The following is a 19,539-nucleotide window of genomic DNA, read 5'->3' on the forward strand; positions in this document are numbered from 1 at the left end:
TCAGCGCCCGCGCCACCAGCCGACCAGGGAGTTCCACCATCGGGGGCGTTCCGCGCCGGCCGCGGCGGCCTGTGGCGGTGCACTGGCCGGTGGTACCGGCGCCGACGGGGCGGGCGTCTCCGGTCGGCTCATCGCCGGGGCCGGGGCCGGCTGGGACGACACCGATGTGGGCGGGAAGCGGACCGGCAGCGCGGTCAGCGCGCGGTGGAACATCCCCGGCCGCCACTCCAGCCGGTCGGCGGGAACCGCGAGCTCCATGTCGGGGACGCCGTCGAGAAGGCTCTCGACCGCGATGGAGGCGATGAGGCGTCCGTGGCCCTGTGCCGGGCAGGTGTGCGGCCCGGCACCCCATGCCAGGTGCGCCCGGTTGCCCGCCCGGCGATCCGTCACGAGCGACGGGTCGGTGTTCGCGGCGGCGAAGCTGATGACGACGGGCTGGTCCGCGGGCAGCCGGACCCCGGCGAGCTCGGCGTCCTGCCGGGGATAGGTCGCCGCGTAGTTGGCGATGGGCGGGTCCGTCCAGAGCACCTCGTCGAGGGCGTCCTCGACGGGCAGGCTGCCGCCCGACAGGTCACCGGCGAAACGGTCGTCGGACAGCAGGAGCAGCATCGTGTTGGCGATCAGGTTCTGCTCGGGCTCGGTCCCGCCTCCGAGGAGGGTGACGAGCTGGTGCAGCATCTCCTCGTCCGTCAGCCGCGTCGGATGGGCCATCAGCCAGGAGGTCACGTCCGCGCCCGGCTGGGAGCGTTTGAGGGCCACCAGCTCCATGAGGGCCTCGCCGAGGATCACGTTGGACTTCTCCGGGTCGACGCCGTCGAAGATCCCGCTCATGCCCTCCACCAGGCGGTCGCCGATCGTCGTCGGGCAGCCGAACAGCGAGTTGAACACGTACAGCGGCAGGACGCGGGCGTACTCGGTGATCAGATCGGCTTCGCCGTTCGGCGCGAACCGCGCGATGAGCAGATCGGCGCTGCTCTCGACGTAGCCCCGCAGGAGGTTCGGGTCGACGCGCGCCAGGCTGTCGGTCACCGCCGCCCGCAGGCGCGCGTGGACGCTGCCGTCGCTGAACAGGGCGTTCGGCCGGTAGCCCATCATCGGCAGGAGCGGGCAGTCGGGCGGGACGGTCGCCTGCCAGCGGCGGGGGTCCTTCGGGAACGTGATCGGGTCGCGCAGCACCTCCAGCGCGGCCTCGTAGCCGATGACGAGCATGCCCGGCACGCCGGGCGCGAGCTCGACCGGCGCGACGGCGCCGTGCCGGCGCAACTGGGAGTAGGTCCGTGCGGGGTCGGCGGCGAACTCCGGCCCGTACAACGGGGCGGAGCCGGAGTGGGCCGGGCAGCCCGGCGGCGGCGACGAGGGACCGGTGGCGGAGGAATCGGAGGTCACGCGGACTCCTGTTCGGAACGGGGGGCGGGGACTCGGCGTAACGACCGGCGCGCCTGCGTCCACCGGGCACGGGGGATCGGACGGCGAGGATCCCAGGGGGCTCTCGTGAGGCCAAGAGATTACAGCTGGTGATCGTCATCTACCAGTGCGATGCGGTATTCCGGTCGCGCCGTTTTCGTGTAAGTTAGTCAACTGACTCAGGCGAGTCGCAATCGATGACGGAGAGGTCCTGCCATGCCCACCCAGCGCGTTCTCGACTCGACGATCTTCTACCGGGAGATCGGAACGGGCGTCCCGATGGTGTTCCTGCACGGGAACCCGACATCGTCGTATCTCTGGCGGAACATCCTGCCCGCCGTCGGTGACCGGGGCCGGCGTCTGGCCCCGGACCTGATCGGCATGGGTGATTCCGGCAAGCCGGACATCGACTACACCTTCGATGACCACGCTCGGTACCTGGACGCGTGGTTCGACGCCCTCGGCCTCGAGAGCGTCGTGCTGATCGGCCATGACTGGGGCGGTGCGCTCGCCTTCGACTGGGCCGCCCGTCATCCCGGCCGGGTCCGCGGGGTCGCCTTCGCCGAGACGATCCTGAAGCCGATGTACGGACCGGAGTTCCCCGAGGCCGGCCGCGGGCTGTTCGAGACGATCAAGACTCCGGGGGCGGGGGAGGCCCTGATCCTGGAGCAGAATGCCTTCATCGACCAGTTGCTGCCGAAGAGCGTCGTCGGCTCTATGAGCGAGGAGGACCTCGCGGAGTACCGCCGGCCGTATCCCACGCCGGAGAGCCGTCGGCCCCTCCTGCAGTGGGCGCGGGCGATGCCGCTGGACGGACGGCCCGCCGACATCGTGGCCAGAGTCGAGCGGTACGACGAGTGGCTGGCGACCAGCGCCGACGTCCCCAAGCTCCTGCTCGCCTTCGAACCCGGACCCGGCGCGATGACCGGCCCGGACAGCGTCGACTGGGCCGCCGCGAACATCGCGAACCTGGAGATCACCCGGCACGGGATCGCCGGGCATCACGTCCAGGAGGACCAGCCCGAGGCGATCGCCGCGGCCATCTCCGCCTGGGTGGACAAGCACGACCTGCGATGAGCCGGCCGCTCGGCGATGGGGACGTCCCTGATCACCGTTAGGTGGTGTCGGTCAACCCACGGTGACGACCCGAGGTATGCTGGGGGCGACGTCAAAAAGTTACACATCCCCACACGATGACGTCGCCCTCTTGCATACCGGCCGCCGCCGTCCCCGCGTGTCGCCGAGTAGCGGGCGGCCGTTCACAGGAGCGTCTCTGATCGGCTAGGTGATTCCTGAGAGATCCTCAGGAATCATCCCGGCTGGATGCCGGGCATGTGCCAATCGTCTTCGTGCCCTGGTGTCGGCGGCCAGAGCCGCCGACCCGCGTGACACGTCCCTCCGGACGCTGTCGGCCCAGCGTGCACGGCTATCGGACCGAGGAGGGTGCCCCGCGTCGCCTGGGCACGGGGCGTGCTGATAACAGAACGGTATCACGAGAACACTGAAAGTGACTAAGAAAAGAAACGAGCCTTCCCCCAAATGGAGATTCACACCGATGTCCTCGTCGTGGGCGGAGGACTGGGCGGCGTCGCCGCCGCGCTGGCGCTGCTGAAGGCGGGCCGTTCGGTCGTGCTGACCGAGGAGTACGACTGGATGGGCGGTCAGCTCACCAGCCAGGCGGTGCCGCCCGACGAGCACACCTGGGTCGAGCGCTTCGGCGTCACCGCCGGCTACCGCGCGCTGCGCGACGGGATCCGCGGCTACTACCGCGACCACTACCCCCTCACCGGGCGGGCTCGCGCCTGGGGCGAGCTGAACCCCGGCGCGGGCTGGGTGAGCCGGCTCTGCCACGAGCCCCGCGTCGCGCTCGCGGTCATCGAGGCCATGCTCGCCCCCTACCGCGGCTCGGGCCGGCTGCGCGTTCTCCAGCCGTACCGGCCGGCCGGGGCGGACGTCGACGGCGACCGCGTGACCGCCGTGACGCTGGCGCACCGCGACACGGGCGCGCGGGTGACCGTCTCCGCCCCGTACGTGCTGGACGCCACCGAGACCGGCGAGCTGCTGCCCCTGACGGGCACCGAGTACGTCACCGGCTTCGAGTCGCAGGCCGAGACCGGAGAGCCCAGCGCGCCGGCGGAGGCCCAGCCGCAGAACATGCAGGCCATCTCGGTGTGCTTCGCCATCGACCACGTCGACGGCGACCACACGATCGAGCGGCCGAGGACCTACGACTACTGGCGGGAGTACCAGCCGGAGTTCTGGGGCGACCGCCTGCTGTCCTGGCGGGCGCCGGTGCCGCGCACGCTGGAGCCGGTCGAGCGGTCCTTCACCCCCAACCCCGACGGCGACCCGATCGACGTCCTCGGCGACCAGCGGCGCTTCGGCGGTGACCTGGACCTGTGGACGTTCCGCCGGATCGCCGCGCGGCGCAACTTCGAGGACGGCGCCTACGCCAGCGACATCACGCTCGTGAACTGGCCGATGATCGACTACTTCGACGGCTCGATCATCGACGTCCCGGACGCCGATCGGCACCGGGAGGCCGCGCGCGAGCTGTCGCGATCGGCGCTGTACTGGATGCAGACCGATGCGCCGCGACCGGACGGCGGCACCGGATACCCGGGCCTGCGCCTGCGCGGCGACATCACCGGAGGCACCGACGGCCTCGCCCAGGCCCCCTACATCCGGGAGTCGCGCCGCATCCGCGCCCTCTACACCGTCCCCGAGCAGGACCTGTCCCTCGCCCTGCGCGGCGACGAGGGCGCCGTCCGCTACCGCGACTCGGTGGGCATCGGCATGTACCGGATCGACCTGCACCCCTCGACCGGCGGCGACAACTACATCGACGTGGGCTGCTCGCCGTTCGAGATCCCGCTCGGCGCCCTGATCCCGCGGCGCATGGACAACCTCCTCGCGGCGGCGAAGAACATCGGCACCACCCACATCAGCAACGGCGCCTACCGCCTGCACCCCGTCGAGTGGAACATCGGCGAGGCGGCGGGGACCCTCGCGGCGTTCTGCCTGGACACGTCCGCGACGCCGCACGCCGTCCGCAAGAAGGACGAACTGCTCGCCGACTACCAGGACCGGCTCGTCCGGTCGGGCGTCGAGCTGCACTGGCCGCAGGTGAGGGGCTACTGATCCGGTTCTGCCGGGTTGCGGGTCTTCACCGGTGCGGGTGGGTTTCGTACATGCGCGTCGCCACGGTCAGTCCGGAGGCCGCGGTGAGGGCGGCCACGGCCCAGATGGCGGTGGTCAGGCCGTAGGCGTCGGCGAGGGCGCCGGCGAGCAGGGCGCCGACGGCGAAGCCGCCGTCGCGCCAGAGGCGGTAGACGCCGACGGCGCGGGCGCGCCAGGCGGGGTGGGCGACGTCGCCGATGGTCGCGAGCAGGGTGGGGTAGACCAGCGCGGTGCCGGCGCCGAGCAGGACCTGGGCCGCGGCCCACAGGGGGAAGGCGGTGCCGACCGCCACCAGGGCGATGGCGGCGGCTTGGGTCAGCATGCCGGCGGTGATCAGGTGCTTGCGGCCGATCCGGTCGGACCACCAGCCGGTGACCAACTGCCCGACGCCCCATACCGCGGGGTAGAGGGCGGCGAGCACGCCGATCGCGGCGACGGACAGGCCGTGGGCGGCGAACAGCAGGGGGAAGATGCCCCACGCGAGGGCGTCGTTGAGGTTGTTGACCATTCCGGCCTGGCTGGCCGCCGACAGGGCCCTGTCACGGGCGCTGGTGATCCAGGCGACCTGGCTTGTGGTGAGCTCGCCGTCGGTCGGCGCGCGGTGACGGGCGGCTTCCGCGCGGGCGTGGGTGCGGGTCTCGCGGACGGCCAGGGTGGACAGGCCCAGGGCCAGGGCGGTGTAGGCGGCGCCGAGCAGGAACGGGCCGGGCCGTAGCCCGGCGTGGGCGGCGATGGCGCCGGTGGCCATGGCGGTGGCGGCCATGGCGACGTAGCCGGAGGCTTCGTTGCAGCCCATCGCCAGCCCGCGGCGGGTCGGCCCGACCAGGTCGATCTTCATGATGACGGTGGTGGACCAGGTCAGGCCCTGGTTGATGCCGAGCAGGACGTTGGCGAACACGATCCAGCCCCAGGCCGGTCCCCAGATGAGCAGGACCGGCACCGGGAGGGCGACCAGCCATCCGGCGACCAGGACGGGCTTACGGCCGTAGCGGTCCGACAGGGTGCCGGCGAAGAAGTTGGTGATCGCCTTGGCGGCACCGAAGGCCACGATGTAGGTGAGGGCCGCAGTGTAGGCGGACAGGTGGAAGACCTCGCGCGCGAGCAGGGGCAGCACGGTGCGTTCTTGGCCGAGCATGCCGCCGACCAGGGCGTTGACCGCCACCAGAAGGGTGAACTGGGCCAAATTGGCGCGCAGCCCGAGCCGGACGCCGTGGCCGGGCGCGCCGGTCGTGGTCACCGGCCCTCCTCCAGGGGGCGGCCGGTGGCCCGCACCCAGTCGGCGGGCCCGCCGACCAGCACGGCCACGTCGTCGGCGCCGCCGCGGGCCAGGATGCTGGCGGCGGTCACGGCGCGCTCGCCGTGCCCGCACATCACCACGGTGCCGGCCGGCGCCGGCTCGGGCCACCGGGGCAGGGCGCCGAGTTCGGCGTGCCGGGCGTGGGGGATGTGCCCGGCCGCGTACTCGGCGTCCTGCCGTACGTCGAGGACGGGGCGGTCGCCGATGCGGTCGGCCGTGACCAGCCCCAGCGTGCGTACGGGCCCGCCGCTCGCCCGCCAGGCGTCCATGCCGCCGTGCAGCCGGCCGGCGAGACGGTCGTAGCCGATCTTCGCCGCCTGCCACGCCACCTCCGCGCCTTCCTGGCCGGGGCCGAGCAGGAACACCAGCGGCACGTCCGGCGGGAGCAGCCAGCCCAGCCAGGTCGCGAACGCCTCGCGCAGCGGGATCGAGACGGCCCCGGGAACGTGCCCGGCGGCGAACTGCTCGACCGGGCGGACATCGACCAGCTGCGCGCCCTGGGCGCGCAGCTCCCGTACGGCCGCCGCGGTCAGGGGCGCCGGTTCCACGACGGCCGGGAGCAGGGCGGGCCCGCGCCGGTTGACCTCTGCGAGCCGGTCGAAGTACGCGGGGTAGGAGCCGAGGCCGTCCAGGAGGCGCTGGGCGAAGGTGTTCTCGTCCGGCGTCGCGAGCAGCGTGTTGGTCCTCTTCTGGCCGCCGATGGTGGTGGTGCGCTCGGTGCCGGGCGGGGCCGAGCAGTACGAGCCCGCCCCGTGGGTGGGCCACACCGCGATCCGGTCGGGGAGGGCGGCCAGGCGCTGGAGGGAGCGGTACTGGGCCCGGGCGAGCTCCTCGGCCCGGTCGGCGCCGAGCAGGTCGGTACGGGCGGCGGAGTTCACGATCAGCGAGCCGCCGGTGAACACGCCCAGCTCCCGGTCGCCGTCCAGCAGCAGATAGGACAGGTGCTCGTCGGTGTGGCCGGGCGTGGCCAGGGCCCGCAGCCGCAGCCCTCCCAGGTCGACCTCATCACCGTCCGCGAGCGGGGTGTGGGCGAAGGACCGCCGTCCGGCGGCGGAGGCCAGCACGGTGGCGCCGGAATCGTGGGCGAGCTGGACGGCGCCGGACAGGAAGTCGGCGTGCAGATGCGTGTCCGCCGCGTAGGCGACGTCCAGGCCGCGCCGCCGCACGGCGGCCCGCAGGCTGCGCAGATCCCGGCCGGCGTCGACGACCAGGGCGCGGCCATCGCCAAGGTCGAGGAGGTAGGCGCTGTTGCCCAGGCCTTCATCGACCAGCGGTATCAGGTGGTCCTCGGCGAAACCCACGAAGTCCTCCAACCACTAACCCGAGGTTAGTGCGGCAGGAAGCGTTTCGGGCGGAACGCCATCACGTCCACAACCGTCCTCGGCCTCCCCTCAGTCCATCCGGGCCTCCCCCGCGCGGCCATGGTCACCTCGGTATCTTCGGCGGGCCGAGTCTCGAATGGCGTCATTCCTGGGCGGTGTGGATCGTCTTGGCGACGAAGGCGACGTCCGGTGCGGTGTGGGCGCGCAGCCCGCGCAGGAGATCCCGCCACGCCTGCGGCCAGCCCGCGCGGGGCCCGTGGCGCTCGGCGAGCGCGCACGCGAACAGGCCACCGGCCAGGTCGCCCCGTGCGGCGAGCCGGGCGGCGTGCGGGTACACCTGGTCCGGCTCGGGTAGATCGTGGCGGGCGAAGACGGCCTGGGGATGGCGCCCCTCGATCGGTCCGTCGGCCAGCGCACCCGCGACGTGCAGGATGGCCAGTGGCCCGCCCGTGCACCGGTCGGCCAGCGCGTCGACGGCCTCGGCGGCGCAGGGGGAGTCCCACCGCAGGGTGGCGGCGGTGAGCTCGCCCGCGAGGGGTTCCGGAAGGCGCCCGTCCACGGCGCGGACGGCGCGATCGGCGCTGCGGCGGTCGTGCGCGGCGGTGCCGCGGACGACGCCCACCAGCGCGGTCAGCCGTTGCAGGGCGGGCAGGTCGCGGTCGGCCGCGGCGTCGGGCAGGTCCGGTGCGGCGGCCAGTTCGGCCGCGACCGCGCCCAGCTCCGCTGCGCCGGCGCCCTCGGCCACGCAGCCGACGAGCGCGGACAGGGCCGCCCGCCAGCTCCGCGTCTCGCCGAGGTCGGTGATCAGGGCGGCGAGCACGGCCGGTGCGTCCGGCGCCCAGGGTGCCCACGCCGGGATGGCGGTCAGCGCCGCGTCCCGCGCTTCCGGGTCCGCGGACCGGGCCACGCGCACCACCAGTGCGGCGTACTCCGTCCGGAACCGTTCGTCGATCTGCAGCGGCAGCACGCCGAGGACCTGGCGGGCCAGGTCCCGTGGCCCCTCGGCGGCCTCGGTCAGGATCCGCCGCACGGCCGGCTCGGCCAGGTGGTCGCGGACGGCCGAGACGATCGCCGCGCGCACGTCGCGGTGCTGGCCGGGGTCCTCCCACGCCGCCGTGACGAGGTCCATCGCCTCCGGCACCCGGTTGCGCAGCAGGATCCGCAGCGCCTCCTTCCGTGCGGTGATCTTGCCTTCGGTCAGGACCGGCCCGAGCTCGCCCGCCAGCGCCGACGGCGGCACGAAGCGCGCGGCCCGGCTCGCGGCGTACACGGCGACGTGCGCGTCGTCCGAGGAGGCGTGCGCGAGCAGGTCCGGCAGGACGTCCTGCGGGGACGCCGTCCACGCGGCGGCCGTGAGCGCCACCCGGCGGATGTAGCCCTCCGACGCGAAGTAGGGCCGCAGTCGCGTCGCGGTCGTCCCGGGGACGTTCGCGATGGCCGAGACGGCGGCCGCCCGCTGGCTGTCGGGCACGCCCGGCGAGGCCGCGGCGCGTTCGAGGAGCGCGAGGTACGCGTCGCGCTGCCGGCCGGTCCAGCGCCGGACCCACGACCGCGCCGCGATCGGCACGTAGGTCACGTCCGCGCGCTGGAACCGGCCCGCCGGGGTGTTCCGGCTCAGCACGAGGTGCAGCAGGTCGGTGCGCCCGAGCGCGATGGCGGCGAGGACCGCGGGGATCGCGACCGTCGACGGATCGCGCTCGACGACCACCGCGACGCGCTCGTCGCGCGTGCGCGGCGGAGCGAGCCAGAGCTCGATCGCCCGGCGCAGGACGAAGTCGCTGGTGGCCTCCAGCGCCGCCCGCAGCGCGTCCTGGATCGGGGCGAGGTCGTAGGCGCGGCGGCCGAGTGACCGGGCGAGGATCAGCGCGAGGCGGTGGTCGTCACGTCGCGCCGCGTCCCGCAGGTAGGGCGCCAGCGTCGCGGCGAGGCGGTGTTCCTGGCCGCGCCTCAGCACGTGGTCGAGCCGGCCCAGCGTGAACATGCCCGCATGGCCCGTGAGGCGCGTGAACAGGTCGAGTCCGAACACCACCAGCTCGCCGTCGTCGCGGATCGCGCCCTGGCGGCAGAGCACGGTGGCGATCTGGGAGATCGTGTGGCGGGTGGCGTGGGAGCAGTCGCGGGCGTCCAGCGCGTCGTCGGTGAGTTGTCCGACCGCCGCCGCGTGGAGGGGCAGCAGAAGGTTCTCCGGGACGGCGACGAGCGCCCGCAGCGCGGTGCCGCGGACCGGGTCCTGCTCGTTGCGGAGCCGCCCGAGCGATTCGAACATGCGCGTCAGCACGTCCGGGTCGCCGGTACGGCCGGCACAGTGGATCAGCAGCCGGTATCCGGTCGCGCGCTCGTCGGCGTCCGGCCGGCGCGTCAGCTCGCCCAGCACCGGCAGAGCCTCGTCGTACGGCAGGTGGGCCGTCAGCTCCCGCACGCGTGCGGGCGTCTCGGCGACGTGGCGCAGACCCAGCATCCGGCGGGCCTCCCTGATCCGGACGGCGCGGGGCAGCACGTCCAGCAGAGCGTCGCCGAGCTCCGCCTCGCTCAGGTCCACGCCGCTCATCGCGGCGTCGAACAGCCGTCCCCGCCGCGAGGGCGCGAACGCGACGAGCAGTCCGCTCAGCGCGTTCTCGTCCTCCCGCACCGCCCGTGCCACGGCGGCCAGGTCGGTGTCGTCGAGCCGGGCGAGGCGGTCCCGTAGCGCCCGGCGGCCCAGGAGGTATCGCAGGTGCCCGCGGTGCCGTTCGGACAGCAGCAGGCGCAGCATGCGGTCCGGCTCGGCGGCCAGCAGCAGCCCGGCCCGCCTTTGCAGGGCGTACGGCAACCCGGGGGTGTGGCAGTGACGTTCCAGCAGCGTGACGACCCGCCCGGGGTCATGCGGCACCGCCGCCGCGATCCCGTCGCCGTGCCGGTTCCACCAGGCGTTCCGGGCCCCCTCGGGCAGCTCGGCGAGCCGCCGCTCCGCGTGATCCAGGATCGGGCCGGGGTGTGCGTGGCCGAGGCGCTTCCAGCTCGCCACGGCGTGCGCCAGCGCGTCCAGCCGCGCCCGTACGACCGTGTCGCCGCATGCCGGCAGCAGCGCCACCGCCTCTTGATCGCCAAACCGGTCGGCGACCGGGCCGATGAGCGCGTCGGCGAGGTCCGTCCGCCGCCGCTTGCGGACGGCGTCGTAGATCACCGCGCGAACCGCGGCCGGAGCGTCCTCGAGCCGTTCCAGGAGCGGCTCCGGGCCGACCCCGTACTTCACGCCGTACCGGATCGCCTCGCACGCGAGCTGTGCGTCCGGGTCCTGCGTGGTCCGCCCGATGTACCCGAGCGACGCGTCGTCCCGTACGGCCGCCGCGATGAACAGCGCGAGGGACCGCTCGTAGTTTCCGCGCGCACCCAGCCCGTCCAGCAGGCCGGCGAGGGCGGGGTCGCCCGCCAGGCGGCGCAGTTGCGCCAGCCGCTCGCAGCGCCGCTTGTAGGTCAGTGGCTCGATCTCGTCCAGCAGGTCATCGACGCGCATGGCGCGCCATCTTGCCGCATGGACGGCCCGGTTTCACCGGGATTACCCCGCCCGCCGCCCGTCCTCGGTACCCCGGTCATGCGCACCGGCGCGTACACGATCACCGGCTGCCCGGGCCTGGGCGTCGACGGTGTTCGCCCTGGTGGCGCGCGAGATACCAGGAAGATTAGGGTGTTCATGTCGGCTTGTCGCAATCGACGGCGAGCACGGCCGGAGCCGATACGAGGCGTCGATGACCATTGCCACGTCGGGCACCTCGAAGCGGAGGAACGATCTCGGCCTTCCCGCCGAGGTGACCAGCTTCATCGGACGTCGGCAGGAGGTTGCCGACGTCAAGCGCCTCCTGTCCGCTTCACGGATGGTGACCCTCACCGGTCCGGGCGGTATCGGGAAGACAAGGCTGGCGCTGCGCGTCGCCACCGAACTGCGGCGCGGCTTCCCCGACGACGTCTGGCTGGTCGAACTCGCGGAGCTGGACAACCCCACGCTGCTGCCCGAGGCGCTGGTCGCCGCGCTGCAGATTCAGGATCACTCGGCACACCGGCCCATCGACGTACTGGTCGAGCGGCTGCGTGACGATCGGATGCTAGTGATCTTGGACAACTGTGAGCATGTCCTCCACGAGTCCGCCGTGCTGGTGCAGAGGCTGCTGCCCTCCGTTCCAGGGCTGCGGATCCTGGCCACCAGCCGGCAACCGTTGGGGATCTTCAGCGAGCAGACGTTCACCGTTCCCACGCTGTCCCTGCCGGATGGACCGCGGCATGGCGCGGCGACGACGTCCGACGCCGTCCGGCTCTTCGCCGAGCGGGCCGAGGCGGTGCTGCCCGAGTTCGCCGTCACGGAGCAGAACCGGGATGTCGTCGATCGGATCTGCCGGCGTCTGGACGGCCTTCCGCTGGGTATCGAACTCGCCGCCGCACGGCTGCGCGTGCTGTCCGTCGAGCAGTTGCTGGACCGGCTGGACGACCGTTTCCGGCTGCTCAGCGCGGGATCGAATGCCGTCGCGCCCCGGCACCGGACACTCCGCGCCCTGATCGACTGGAGTTACTCCCTGTGCACCGAGAACGAGCGCCTGCTGTGGGCACGCGTCTCGGTGTTCACCGGCAGTCTGGACCTGGAGGGGGCCGAGGAGGTCTGTTCCGGGGACGGCATCGCCCGTGACGAGATCGTCGGTCTGGTCATCGGCCTGGTGGAGAAGTCCGTTCTCGTCCGCGATGAGTACCCGTGCGGGGTCCGCTACCGGCTGCTGGACACGATCCGCCAGTACGGCCGGGAGCGGCTGGCCGCCTCGGGTGAGGAATCCGCGGTGAAACGGCGGTACCGCGACTACTACCGGCGGCTCTCGCGGGAGGCGAAGGCCCGGCTGTTCGGCCCGGGGCAGGCCGAACTCCTCACCCGGCTGCGCGTGGAGCACCCGAACCTGCGCACCGCCCTGGAGTACTGCCACGCCGAACACGCCGGGCTGTGCATCGACATGGCCAGCGACCTCCTGCACCACTGGATCACCAGCTGCCACATGGGGGAGGGGCGTGTCTGGCTCGAACAGGGGCTCGCGGACAGCGGCGGCGGCTCCGAGGTCAGGGCCCGGGCACTGTGGGCGTGCAGCTGGCTCGCCATCATCCAGGGCGATCAGGCCTCGGCCACGAAGATGCTCGCCGAGAGCAGGGCCCTCGGTGAGCGGCTCGGGCTGGAGCCGGTCCTCGGGTACGTCGCCCTGTACTCCGGGATGGTCGCCATGCACGAGGGAGACGGCGCGTCGGCGGTCCGGTTCTTCGAGGAGGCGGTGGCCCGTCACCGCGCCACCGAAGATCCTTTCGGCGAGGTTCTGGCCCTGACCCGGCTGTCCCTCGCGTACTCCGTCCTCGGGGACGCGGAACGCGCCATCGCCGCCGCCGAGGACAGCCTGTCCGTCTGTGACGCCCACGGAGAGCACTGGCAGAAGGCGTCCACGATGACGGTGCTCGGCATCGAGGCCTGGCGCGAGGGCGACACTCGGCGCGCCGCCTACCTGGAACGGGAGAGCCTGCGGTTCAACCGTTCGCTCGGCGATTCGCTCGGGGTCGGCTTGAACCTCGAGGTGCTGGCGTGGATCGCCGCCACCGAACGGGATTACGAGCGGGCCGCCGCGATGCTGGGCATCCTGCGGAACGTCTGGGAGGCGGTCGGCGTGCCGCTGCCGGGATACGCCCATCTCGCGGGCTACCACGACGAATGCGAGTCCCGTACGCGCGAGGCCCTCGGCCGGTCGGCCTTCCGGGCGGCCGTCGAACGAGGCGCCAGGCTCTCCGATGACGAAGCGCTCGCCGACGTCCTCGACGAGCCCACGCCGACGGCCGGCCGGTCCGGCGGGACCGACCGGTGGTCGCCCTTGACCCGGCGGGAGACGGAGATCGCCCGGCTCGTCGGTCAAGGAATGAGCAACAAGGAGATCGCGGCGTCACTGGTGATCGCCCAGCGCACCGCCGAAGGTCACATCGAGCACATTCTCCGCAAGCTCGGGTTCACCTCCCGCGCCCAGGTCGCCACCTGGGTCGCCGAGCAGGCCGCGCCCGCGGACTGACGGACCCGATCGCGTCGACGCGGGGACCGCCCTCGACGGCGGGATCCGGCACCTGGTCGGCCATTCCATGCCCGAGCAATGCGCGCCGGCCTGGCGTCCTGCCACACTGGCTGCGGGTCCGACCTTGGCCTCCCGGTACCCCCGAGACGAGGAGAAGCGCCTGTGGTCAGCGAGAATGCTGCCAAACTCGCCGTGCTCATCGACGCCGACAACGCCCAGTCCTCGGTGATCGAGGACTTGCTGGCGGAGGTCGCGAAGTACGGCACAGCGCATGTCAAACGGGCGTACGGCGACTGGACGGGCACGAGCCTGAAAGGCTGGAAAGAGCAGTTGCTGACCCAGTCGATTCAGCCGATCCAGCAGTTCGCCTACACCACGGGCAAGAATGCCACCGACGCCGCGATGGTCATCGACGCGATGGACCTGCTGTACACCGGGCGCTTCGACGGCTTCTGTCTCGTCTCCAGCGACAGCGACTTCACTCGCCTGGCCGCGCGTATCCGCGAGTCCGGTCTGACCGTGTACGGGTTCGGTGAACGGAAGACGCCCAAGCCCTTCGTCTCGGCCTGTGACAAGTTCATCTACATCGAGAACCTCAGCTACGCCACGGGCCCGGCCACTCCCACCGACGTCTCGCTGAGGCCGGCTCCGTCGGCGTCGGCCGCGAAGCTCAAGGCGGATACCGCGCTGGTGAATCAGCTGCGCAACGCCGTGGAGGCGGCCTCCGACGACGACGGATGGGCCCCGCTCGCCAACGTCGGGCACATCATCACCAAGCAGCGCCCCGACTTCGACTCCCGCAACTACGGATACGCCAAGCTCAGCGACCTGATGACCGCCACGACCCTGTTCGCGCTGGACCGCCGTAGCCCCGGCGACGGAAAACAGGCGGTCATCTACGCCCGGGACAAGCGCCGCCAGGGCGGCTGACCTCGCTCCAGGCCGTGGGGCGTGGCGCTATGCCCGCACGAGTCGGTAGGCCACGGCACGCCAGCCGAGCATGACCAGCCCGAGGAAGACCAGCGCGACGAGTATGAAGGTCACCGCGGTCCCCTGACCGGAGACGACGCGCAGCGCCATACCGGCGGCGACGGTCACCAGCCAGACGCCGACGCCGGTGCCCGCAAGCGCCGTGGGTCGCCGCCAGGCCCGGGTCACCGCCCAGCCGATCAGTAGTCCCAGCAGGAACGGCCAGGCCGTCTTCGCGATCCCGGCGATGGTCTCGCCCTCGCTGTGGCCGGCCCGCCCGATCACCACGAACGCCATCACACAGCACAGGTCAAGGACCACCGCGGTTACCGAACGCATGTGCGTCAGCGTACCGACGGGCGCGTGATGGTCGGCTCCGCCACCCCACCATCCGACCCGAAGCGAGCGCGACGGCGTGTTCAACTGAATCGATACCGCAGTTGAACACACGGGTCGGCGGGCGCGGCCGAGCGTGGGCATTTCCGTGGCAACCGCCGGGGCGATACCGTCATTTGACCGCAGAGTCATTCCTCAGGAAAACGAGAAGTCGTCACCGGCGTGATGTGAGCAAAAGGTTGGCATCCGTCCATGTGTGAAGCCTTTTCCTTGACTCACTCGGCATTCCCGGGTGAGGATGCGCCCTGTCGATCAGAACGGTAAGTCGCGGTGAAATTCGGCACCGCGACGCCGGACGCGAATGCATTTCTCGTGGTCGCGCCGGACACGCCGCGTTCTGTGACTCTTCTGAGGAGTGAGGAACTGCTCATGGCACCTGTCGCCCCTCTCAACAGTCACCAACTATTGGTGTTCCTTCTCCAAATCGGGTTGCTCCTGGGCTCCGCGCTCGTGCTGGGCCGGTTGGCGCGGCGGCTGGGCATGCCGGCCATCGTCGGCGAATTGTTCGCCGGGGTGCTCTTGGGGCCCTCGTTGCTCGATCACGTGGCGCCCGGGTTCGCGGGGTGGCTGTTGCCACAGCGGCCTGACCAGCAGCATCTGCTGGACGCGGCGGGGCAGTTCGGTGTCCTCCTCCTTGTCGGCATCACCGGCATGCACATCGACCTGGACCTGGTCAAACGCCAGGGCATGACGGCGGTACGCGTCAGTGCCGGCGGCCTGCTCGTACCGCTCGGCTTGGGGATCGGCGTCGGTTTCATCCTCCCCGGCTCACTTCTGGTCGCCGGCGAGGACCGTACGGTCTTCGCCTGGTTCCTCGGGGTCGCGCTGTGCGTGAGCGCGATCCCCGTCATCGCCAAGACGCTGCTGGAGATGCGGCTGCTCCACCGCGACATCGGCCAGCAGATCGTCAACTCGGCGGTGGTGGACGACGCGGCCGGATGGCTGCTGCTGTCGGTCGTGTCGGCGATGGCCACCACGGGAGTGCACGCCTCCGGTGTCGCGAGGTCCGTGGCCGGCCTGGCCGGAGTGGTCGTGTTCACCATCGTCCTCGGGCGCCCGCTCGTGCGCGTCATCATGCGGCTCGCCGATCGATCGGAGGGCGAGGGGGTCGGCGTCGCGGCGGCCGTGGTGGTGATCTTCCTGTGCGGAGCCGGCACCCAGGCCCTGGGGATGGAGTCGGTCCTGGGCGCCTTTATCGCCGGCATCCTGCTCAGCTCGGCGGGCTGGGGCGCGGGCTCGGAGCGGCTCGCGGCGCTGCGGACGTTCGTGATGGCCGTGCTGGCGCCGCTGTACTTCGCCACCGCCGGCCTTCGCGCGGACCTCACCGCACTCACCCGGCCGGCCGTCGCGGTCACGGCCGTGGCGGTCCTCCTGGTCGCGGTGATCGGCAAGTTCGTCGGCGCTTACACCGGGGCCCGGGCCAGCCGACTCGGCCACTGGGAGGCACTGTCCCTGGGTGCGGGGATGAACGCCCGGGGGGTCATCGGGCTGGTCATCGCGATGGTCGGACTACGGCTCAACGTACTGTCCACGGCGATGTACACGATCGTCGTCCTCGTGGCGATCGTGACGTCGGTGATGGCGCCGCCGATCCTCCGCTACGCGGTGCGCCGGATCGAGGTCACCAGCGAGGAGGAGCACCGGGAGCGGGTGCTGCTCGGCGGATATCGATGATCACCATCCCCGTGCCGATCCGAAGGTGATCACCATCCCCGTGCCGATCTCAAGGTGATGACCATCCTCGTGCCGATCCGAAGCGGTCTTCCCGCGGGCGTACGCCCGCGGGAAGACCGCTTCGGATCGGGGTCCGGAGAGTCAACGCTCCTGGTAGCGGACGAGTTCGATCAGCAGCGCGGCGGGACGGCGCGAGTACATGAACGCGACCTCCATGCCCTCCTTGGCGCCGGCGCACGGCCGCGCGTCGATCGGGACGAACCCGTGTCCGCGCAGCCGGCCGAGCTCGGCGTCGATGTCGTCCACGACGAAGGCCAGGTGGTACAGCCCGGGTCCGCTGCGCTCGAGGCGACCGGCCACCGAGGAGTCGTCGGTGACCGGGGAGACGACCTCCACGGCGGGCTGGCCCGGGTACTGCCAGAACTCGCAGGCGACGCCGTACGCGTCGGCGATGCCCGCGTCGGTCTTGGACATGCCCAGCGCGGCCAGGAAGACGCCGACTCCGGCGGGGTCGTCGCTCGCGAGTCCAACGTGGTCGATGCCGAGGATCATCCGGACTCCAATCTCGTGAACCGCAGGTAGCAGTAGTCGTCCAGCATCTTGGCCAGCGGTCGGCCGGGCCGGCCGATCAAGTCGGCCAGCTCCTCTTCGGCCAGGCCGGCCTCGGCGAGCAGTGCGGTGGCCCACGCGCGGCCGAGGCGCTGGTGCGCGGCGTACGCCGCGGCGTCACGGGCCCCGTGCAGGTGGTCGGCGATCGCCTCGTCCCAGGGCATGAGCGCCTTGGGGCGCAGCGCGTGGAGCAGCTTGGACGCCGCGGTCGGCCCGAGCGCACGCGGCCGTACGGGGCTGCCGACCTGCGCCGCGACCAGATCCGCGTAGCACTCGCCGAGCTCGGCGATCGCCTCGTCGGTGAGAGCGGACAGAGCGGTGTCCTCGTCCGGCAGTGCGTGTCGCCGGCGGGCCCACCACGCGCCGACGCCGAGGTCGAACAGGTCAGGCTCGCCGGGACGCGGGTATCTGATCCGGCAGCCCCAGGAGTTCAACCAGGTCAGCAGGGCGCGCCGGTGCGCGGGCACGGTCAGGTCGGGTCGGGGTGCGGTCGCCAGCGCGAATGCCGCGGACGCGCGGTCCACCCCGGTGAAACCGGCGAAGGCGGTGACGGCGGCGCGGAGGCTCTCCAGGTCGGGCCTGAGGTCGGTCGTCACGGGCTGCTGCTCTCCGGTGCGTCGAGGGCGGGTACGGGCGGTGGCGCGATCTCGTGGCGACGCCGGCCCACCCGCAGGTACAGCAGTGCGGCGCCGGTCACGAGCAACGGCCAGACGAGGTAGATCCCGGCCATGACGAGCAGCGCGAGGACCCCGGCGAGCGACACCAGAGCCGCGATGTGCGCCTTGCCGCCGCGGGGGAGCAGCTTGATCGCCGCGGCGACGCCCACGGCGTACACCGTCGTGAACTGGCCCGTGGCGAGCAGCACGAGCGGCCGGGTGCCCACGCCGGTGCCGATGACGATGAACAGCGCGAGGAAGTAGAGGGCCGCCACGACGACGAGGCTGCGTCGCGGTACCTCACCCGCCATGCTGCCCCGCGACAGGCCGCGGGGGAAGGCGCCGTCGCGGCTCAACGCGGAGCCGAGCTTCGCGGCGGCGGCGCAGTAGACGTTCATGGTGGCGAGTGTGACGAGGGTCGCCACGATCGCGGCGAGCACGCGGGCGTTCCCGCCGAGTCCTCGCGCCATCAGCTCGCCCAGTGGTGCCTCGCTGCTCCCCGCGGACGCGCCGAGCACGGCGATGATCGCGAAGGCCAGGGAGACGTACAGCGCGCCCACCGTCACGACGGCCACCGCGGTCGCCCGGGGCAGGTCGCGACGCGGACGGCGGAACTCCGCGGCCAGGTGCGTGATGGCCTCCCAGCCGGCGAAGCTCCACACCAGCAGCGCCGCCGCCGGGCCGATGGCCGTCCACCCGTGCGGCGCGAACGGCGTCAGGTTGTGGAGCCGGGCGTGGGGGAGGGACAGGGCGATCGAGACGAGAAGGAGGCCGACCAGCAGCCCGGCGAACGCGAACTGCAGCCGCCCGGTCAGCTGCACGCCCACGGCGTTGGCCACGGTGACCACGACCGTCATCGTCACCGCCGTGATGACCGTGGTCGTCGTCCCGCCGCCGAGGGCGGCGGAGACGTACGCGCCGCCGAACAGGGCGGCGGCCGACATGCCCGGCGGCACCGCGAAGAAGAAGCACCAGCCCACGACCGCCGCGGCGCGTTCTCCGAACGCCAGGCGCGCGTACGTCGAGACGCCCCCGGCATCGGGATGGCGGGCGCCGAGTGCGGCGAAGACCGCGGCGAGCGGCGCGGAAAGGACGACGAGGGCGAGCCAGGCGAGGAGCGACGCCGGTCCGGCGACTCTGGCGGCGAGCGCGGGGAGGGCGATGACCCCCGTGCCGAGCACCGCGCCCACGTACATCGCGGTCCCCTGAGCCAGGGTCAGCCGGCCTGCGGGATTCTCTGGAATTGTGTCCGCCACGAGCGCCTAGCCTTCCATATCCGCACCCCGTCATCCAGGGAGAAATGAGCCGTCCCATTTCGCGGTGTGTCACGGAGCGCTGACATATTGCGCTGCCGGATACCGCGTGCACGGTGTCCGGTATGAACGATTTTGAATTCTCATCGGCTCATGAGATTTCAGTTCACAGGCGGCTCACCAGCCTGTTCGGCGAAAGCGACTCCCGGACATCGGGTCATGGACCTGACTCGTTCCTGACCCGTCCGGCCCTCCGGGGCGGCACGGCCGTGTCCGAGATGGCCCGGTCCAGGTGTCGTTCGGGGACCCGTACGCGTGGCCGCCGACCCGCGTCGATGTCGCGTGGCGTCGATGCCCCGTGTCCACCCGCCCGCGCCTGGCGTCGCGTCCGGCACCTCTGCCCAGGGTGCGTCGGGTCCGAGGCTGTGCGTGTCGCGAGCGGCCGGGCCGGCGTCGGCGCGGCCGTGTGTCCGCGGGAGCCGTGCACAACACCCATTCCGGAAAGTGCGAACGTACTTGAACTAACTTGCGTCACATCTGACTATGAACTTCACTCCAGTCACAACCTTAACAGTGTGCGCCCTGTCGGATCGGTCTCACCGGTCACTCCGGTCGGGTCCGTGCGCACTAGTGACATCTGACTCGCTGGTCAGCGCGACGACATGCCTGCTCATCGGCCTCAGGTGTGGGTTTCGGCTGTCCGACCAGATTGCTTCGGGTCGCCTA

The 19,539-nt window shown here is 71.9% G+C and carries 13 protein-coding genes; 5 read left to right on the top strand and 8 right to left on the bottom strand.

What is annotated here, in order from left to right:
* Complete coding sequence (locus ACQP2O_RS24685) at positions 1–1,386, bottom strand: cytochrome P450 (RefSeq protein ID WP_433189584.1); 1,386 nt, start codon at positions 1,384–1,386, stop codon at positions 1–3.
* A gap of 234 nt (positions 1,387–1,620) precedes the next feature.
* Between ACQP2O_RS24685 and ACQP2O_RS24690 the strand changes: the two genes are divergently transcribed.
* Together ACQP2O_RS24690 and ACQP2O_RS24695 are read left to right on the top strand one after the other, a co-directional pair.
* Positions 1,621–2,481 carry a haloalkane dehalogenase gene (locus ACQP2O_RS24690; RefSeq protein WP_433189587.1) on the top strand — a complete coding sequence of 287 codons (861 nt, stop codon included), beginning with the start codon at positions 1,621–1,623 and terminating at the stop codon, positions 2,479–2,481.
* 462 nt (positions 2,482–2,943) lie between these two features.
* On the top strand, positions 2,944–4,545 hold the full coding sequence (locus ACQP2O_RS24695; RefSeq protein ID WP_433189590.1) for an FAD-dependent oxidoreductase: 1,602 nt from the start codon (positions 2,944–2,946) through the stop codon (positions 4,543–4,545).
* Between the two features lie 25 nt (positions 4,546–4,570).
* Here the strand turns inward: ACQP2O_RS24695 and ACQP2O_RS24700 are convergent, their stop codons facing one another.
* The 3 genes from ACQP2O_RS24700 to ACQP2O_RS24710 all read right to left on the bottom strand — a co-directional run bounded on the left by ACQP2O_RS24700 (position 4,571) and on the right by ACQP2O_RS24710 (position 10,696).
* Positions 4,571–5,821 (bottom strand): MFS transporter, encoded by a 1,251-nt coding sequence (locus ACQP2O_RS24700; RefSeq protein WP_433189592.1) that lies wholly within the window; start codon positions 5,819–5,821, stop codon positions 4,571–4,573.
* Entirely contained in the window at positions 5,818–7,182 is a 1,365-nt protein-coding gene (locus ACQP2O_RS24705) for an MBL fold metallo-hydrolase (protein ID WP_433189595.1), read from the bottom strand. Before ACQP2O_RS24705 ends, ACQP2O_RS24700 begins: the two co-directional genes overlap by 4 nt.
* A 163-nt stretch (positions 7,183–7,345) precedes the next feature.
* Entirely contained in the window at positions 7,346–10,696 is a 3,351-nt protein-coding gene (locus tag ACQP2O_RS24710) for a hypothetical protein (protein WP_433189598.1), read from the bottom strand.
* Positions 10,697–10,928: 232 nt separating this feature from the next.
* Here ACQP2O_RS24710 and ACQP2O_RS24715 point away from each other — a divergent pair, with 232 nt between their 5' ends.
* Together ACQP2O_RS24715 and ACQP2O_RS24720 are read left to right on the top strand one after the other, a co-directional pair.
* Complete coding sequence (locus ACQP2O_RS24715; protein WP_433189601.1) at positions 10,929–13,256, top strand: ATP-binding protein; 2,328 nt, start codon at positions 10,929–10,931, stop codon at positions 13,254–13,256.
* A gap of 162 nt (positions 13,257–13,418) precedes the next feature.
* Positions 13,419–14,186 (top strand): NYN domain-containing protein, encoded by a 768-nt coding sequence (locus ACQP2O_RS24720; RefSeq protein WP_433189604.1) that lies wholly within the window; start codon positions 13,419–13,421, stop codon positions 14,184–14,186.
* Between the two features lie 27 nt (positions 14,187–14,213).
* Here ACQP2O_RS24720 and ACQP2O_RS24725 read toward each other — a convergent pair whose 3' ends face one another.
* Positions 14,214–14,564: a DUF3054 domain-containing protein gene (locus tag ACQP2O_RS24725; RefSeq protein WP_433189607.1), complete on the bottom strand. Its 351-nt coding sequence runs from the start codon at positions 14,562–14,564 to the stop codon at positions 14,214–14,216.
* A gap of 426 nt (positions 14,565–14,990) precedes the next feature.
* Between ACQP2O_RS24725 and ACQP2O_RS24730 the strand changes: the two genes are divergently transcribed.
* Positions 14,991–16,295, top strand: coding sequence for a cation:proton antiporter (locus ACQP2O_RS24730; RefSeq protein WP_433189610.1), 1,305 nt, complete (start codon positions 14,991–14,993; stop codon positions 16,293–16,295).
* 141 nt (positions 16,296–16,436) lie between these two features.
* On the opposite strand, the gene ACQP2O_RS24735 is transcribed toward ACQP2O_RS24730, so the two are convergent.
* Genes ACQP2O_RS24735 through ACQP2O_RS24745 form a run of 3 tightly spaced genes read right to left on the bottom strand, consistent with a single transcriptional unit; the run spans position 16,437 to position 18,816 of the window.
* On the bottom strand, positions 16,437–16,847 hold the full coding sequence (locus ACQP2O_RS24735; protein WP_433189613.1) for a VOC family protein: 411 nt from the start codon (positions 16,845–16,847) through the stop codon (positions 16,437–16,439).
* Positions 16,844–17,500 carry a hypothetical protein gene (locus ACQP2O_RS24740; protein WP_433189616.1) on the bottom strand — a complete coding sequence of 219 codons (657 nt, stop codon included), beginning with the start codon at positions 17,498–17,500 and terminating at the stop codon, positions 16,844–16,846. The genes ACQP2O_RS24735 and ACQP2O_RS24740 overlap by 4 nt, the downstream gene beginning before the upstream one ends.
* A complete protein-coding gene (locus ACQP2O_RS24745) occupies positions 17,497–18,816 on the bottom strand; it encodes an APC family permease (protein WP_433189619.1) in 1,320 nt (439 codons plus the stop codon). The genes ACQP2O_RS24740 and ACQP2O_RS24745 overlap by 4 nt, the downstream gene beginning before the upstream one ends.
* Positions 18,817–19,539: the final 723 nt, after the last annotated feature.

The organism is Actinoallomurus sp. CA-150999 (assembly GCF_050942425.1).
Classification (GTDB): Bacteria; Actinomycetota; Actinomycetes; order Streptosporangiales; family Streptosporangiaceae; genus Actinoallomurus.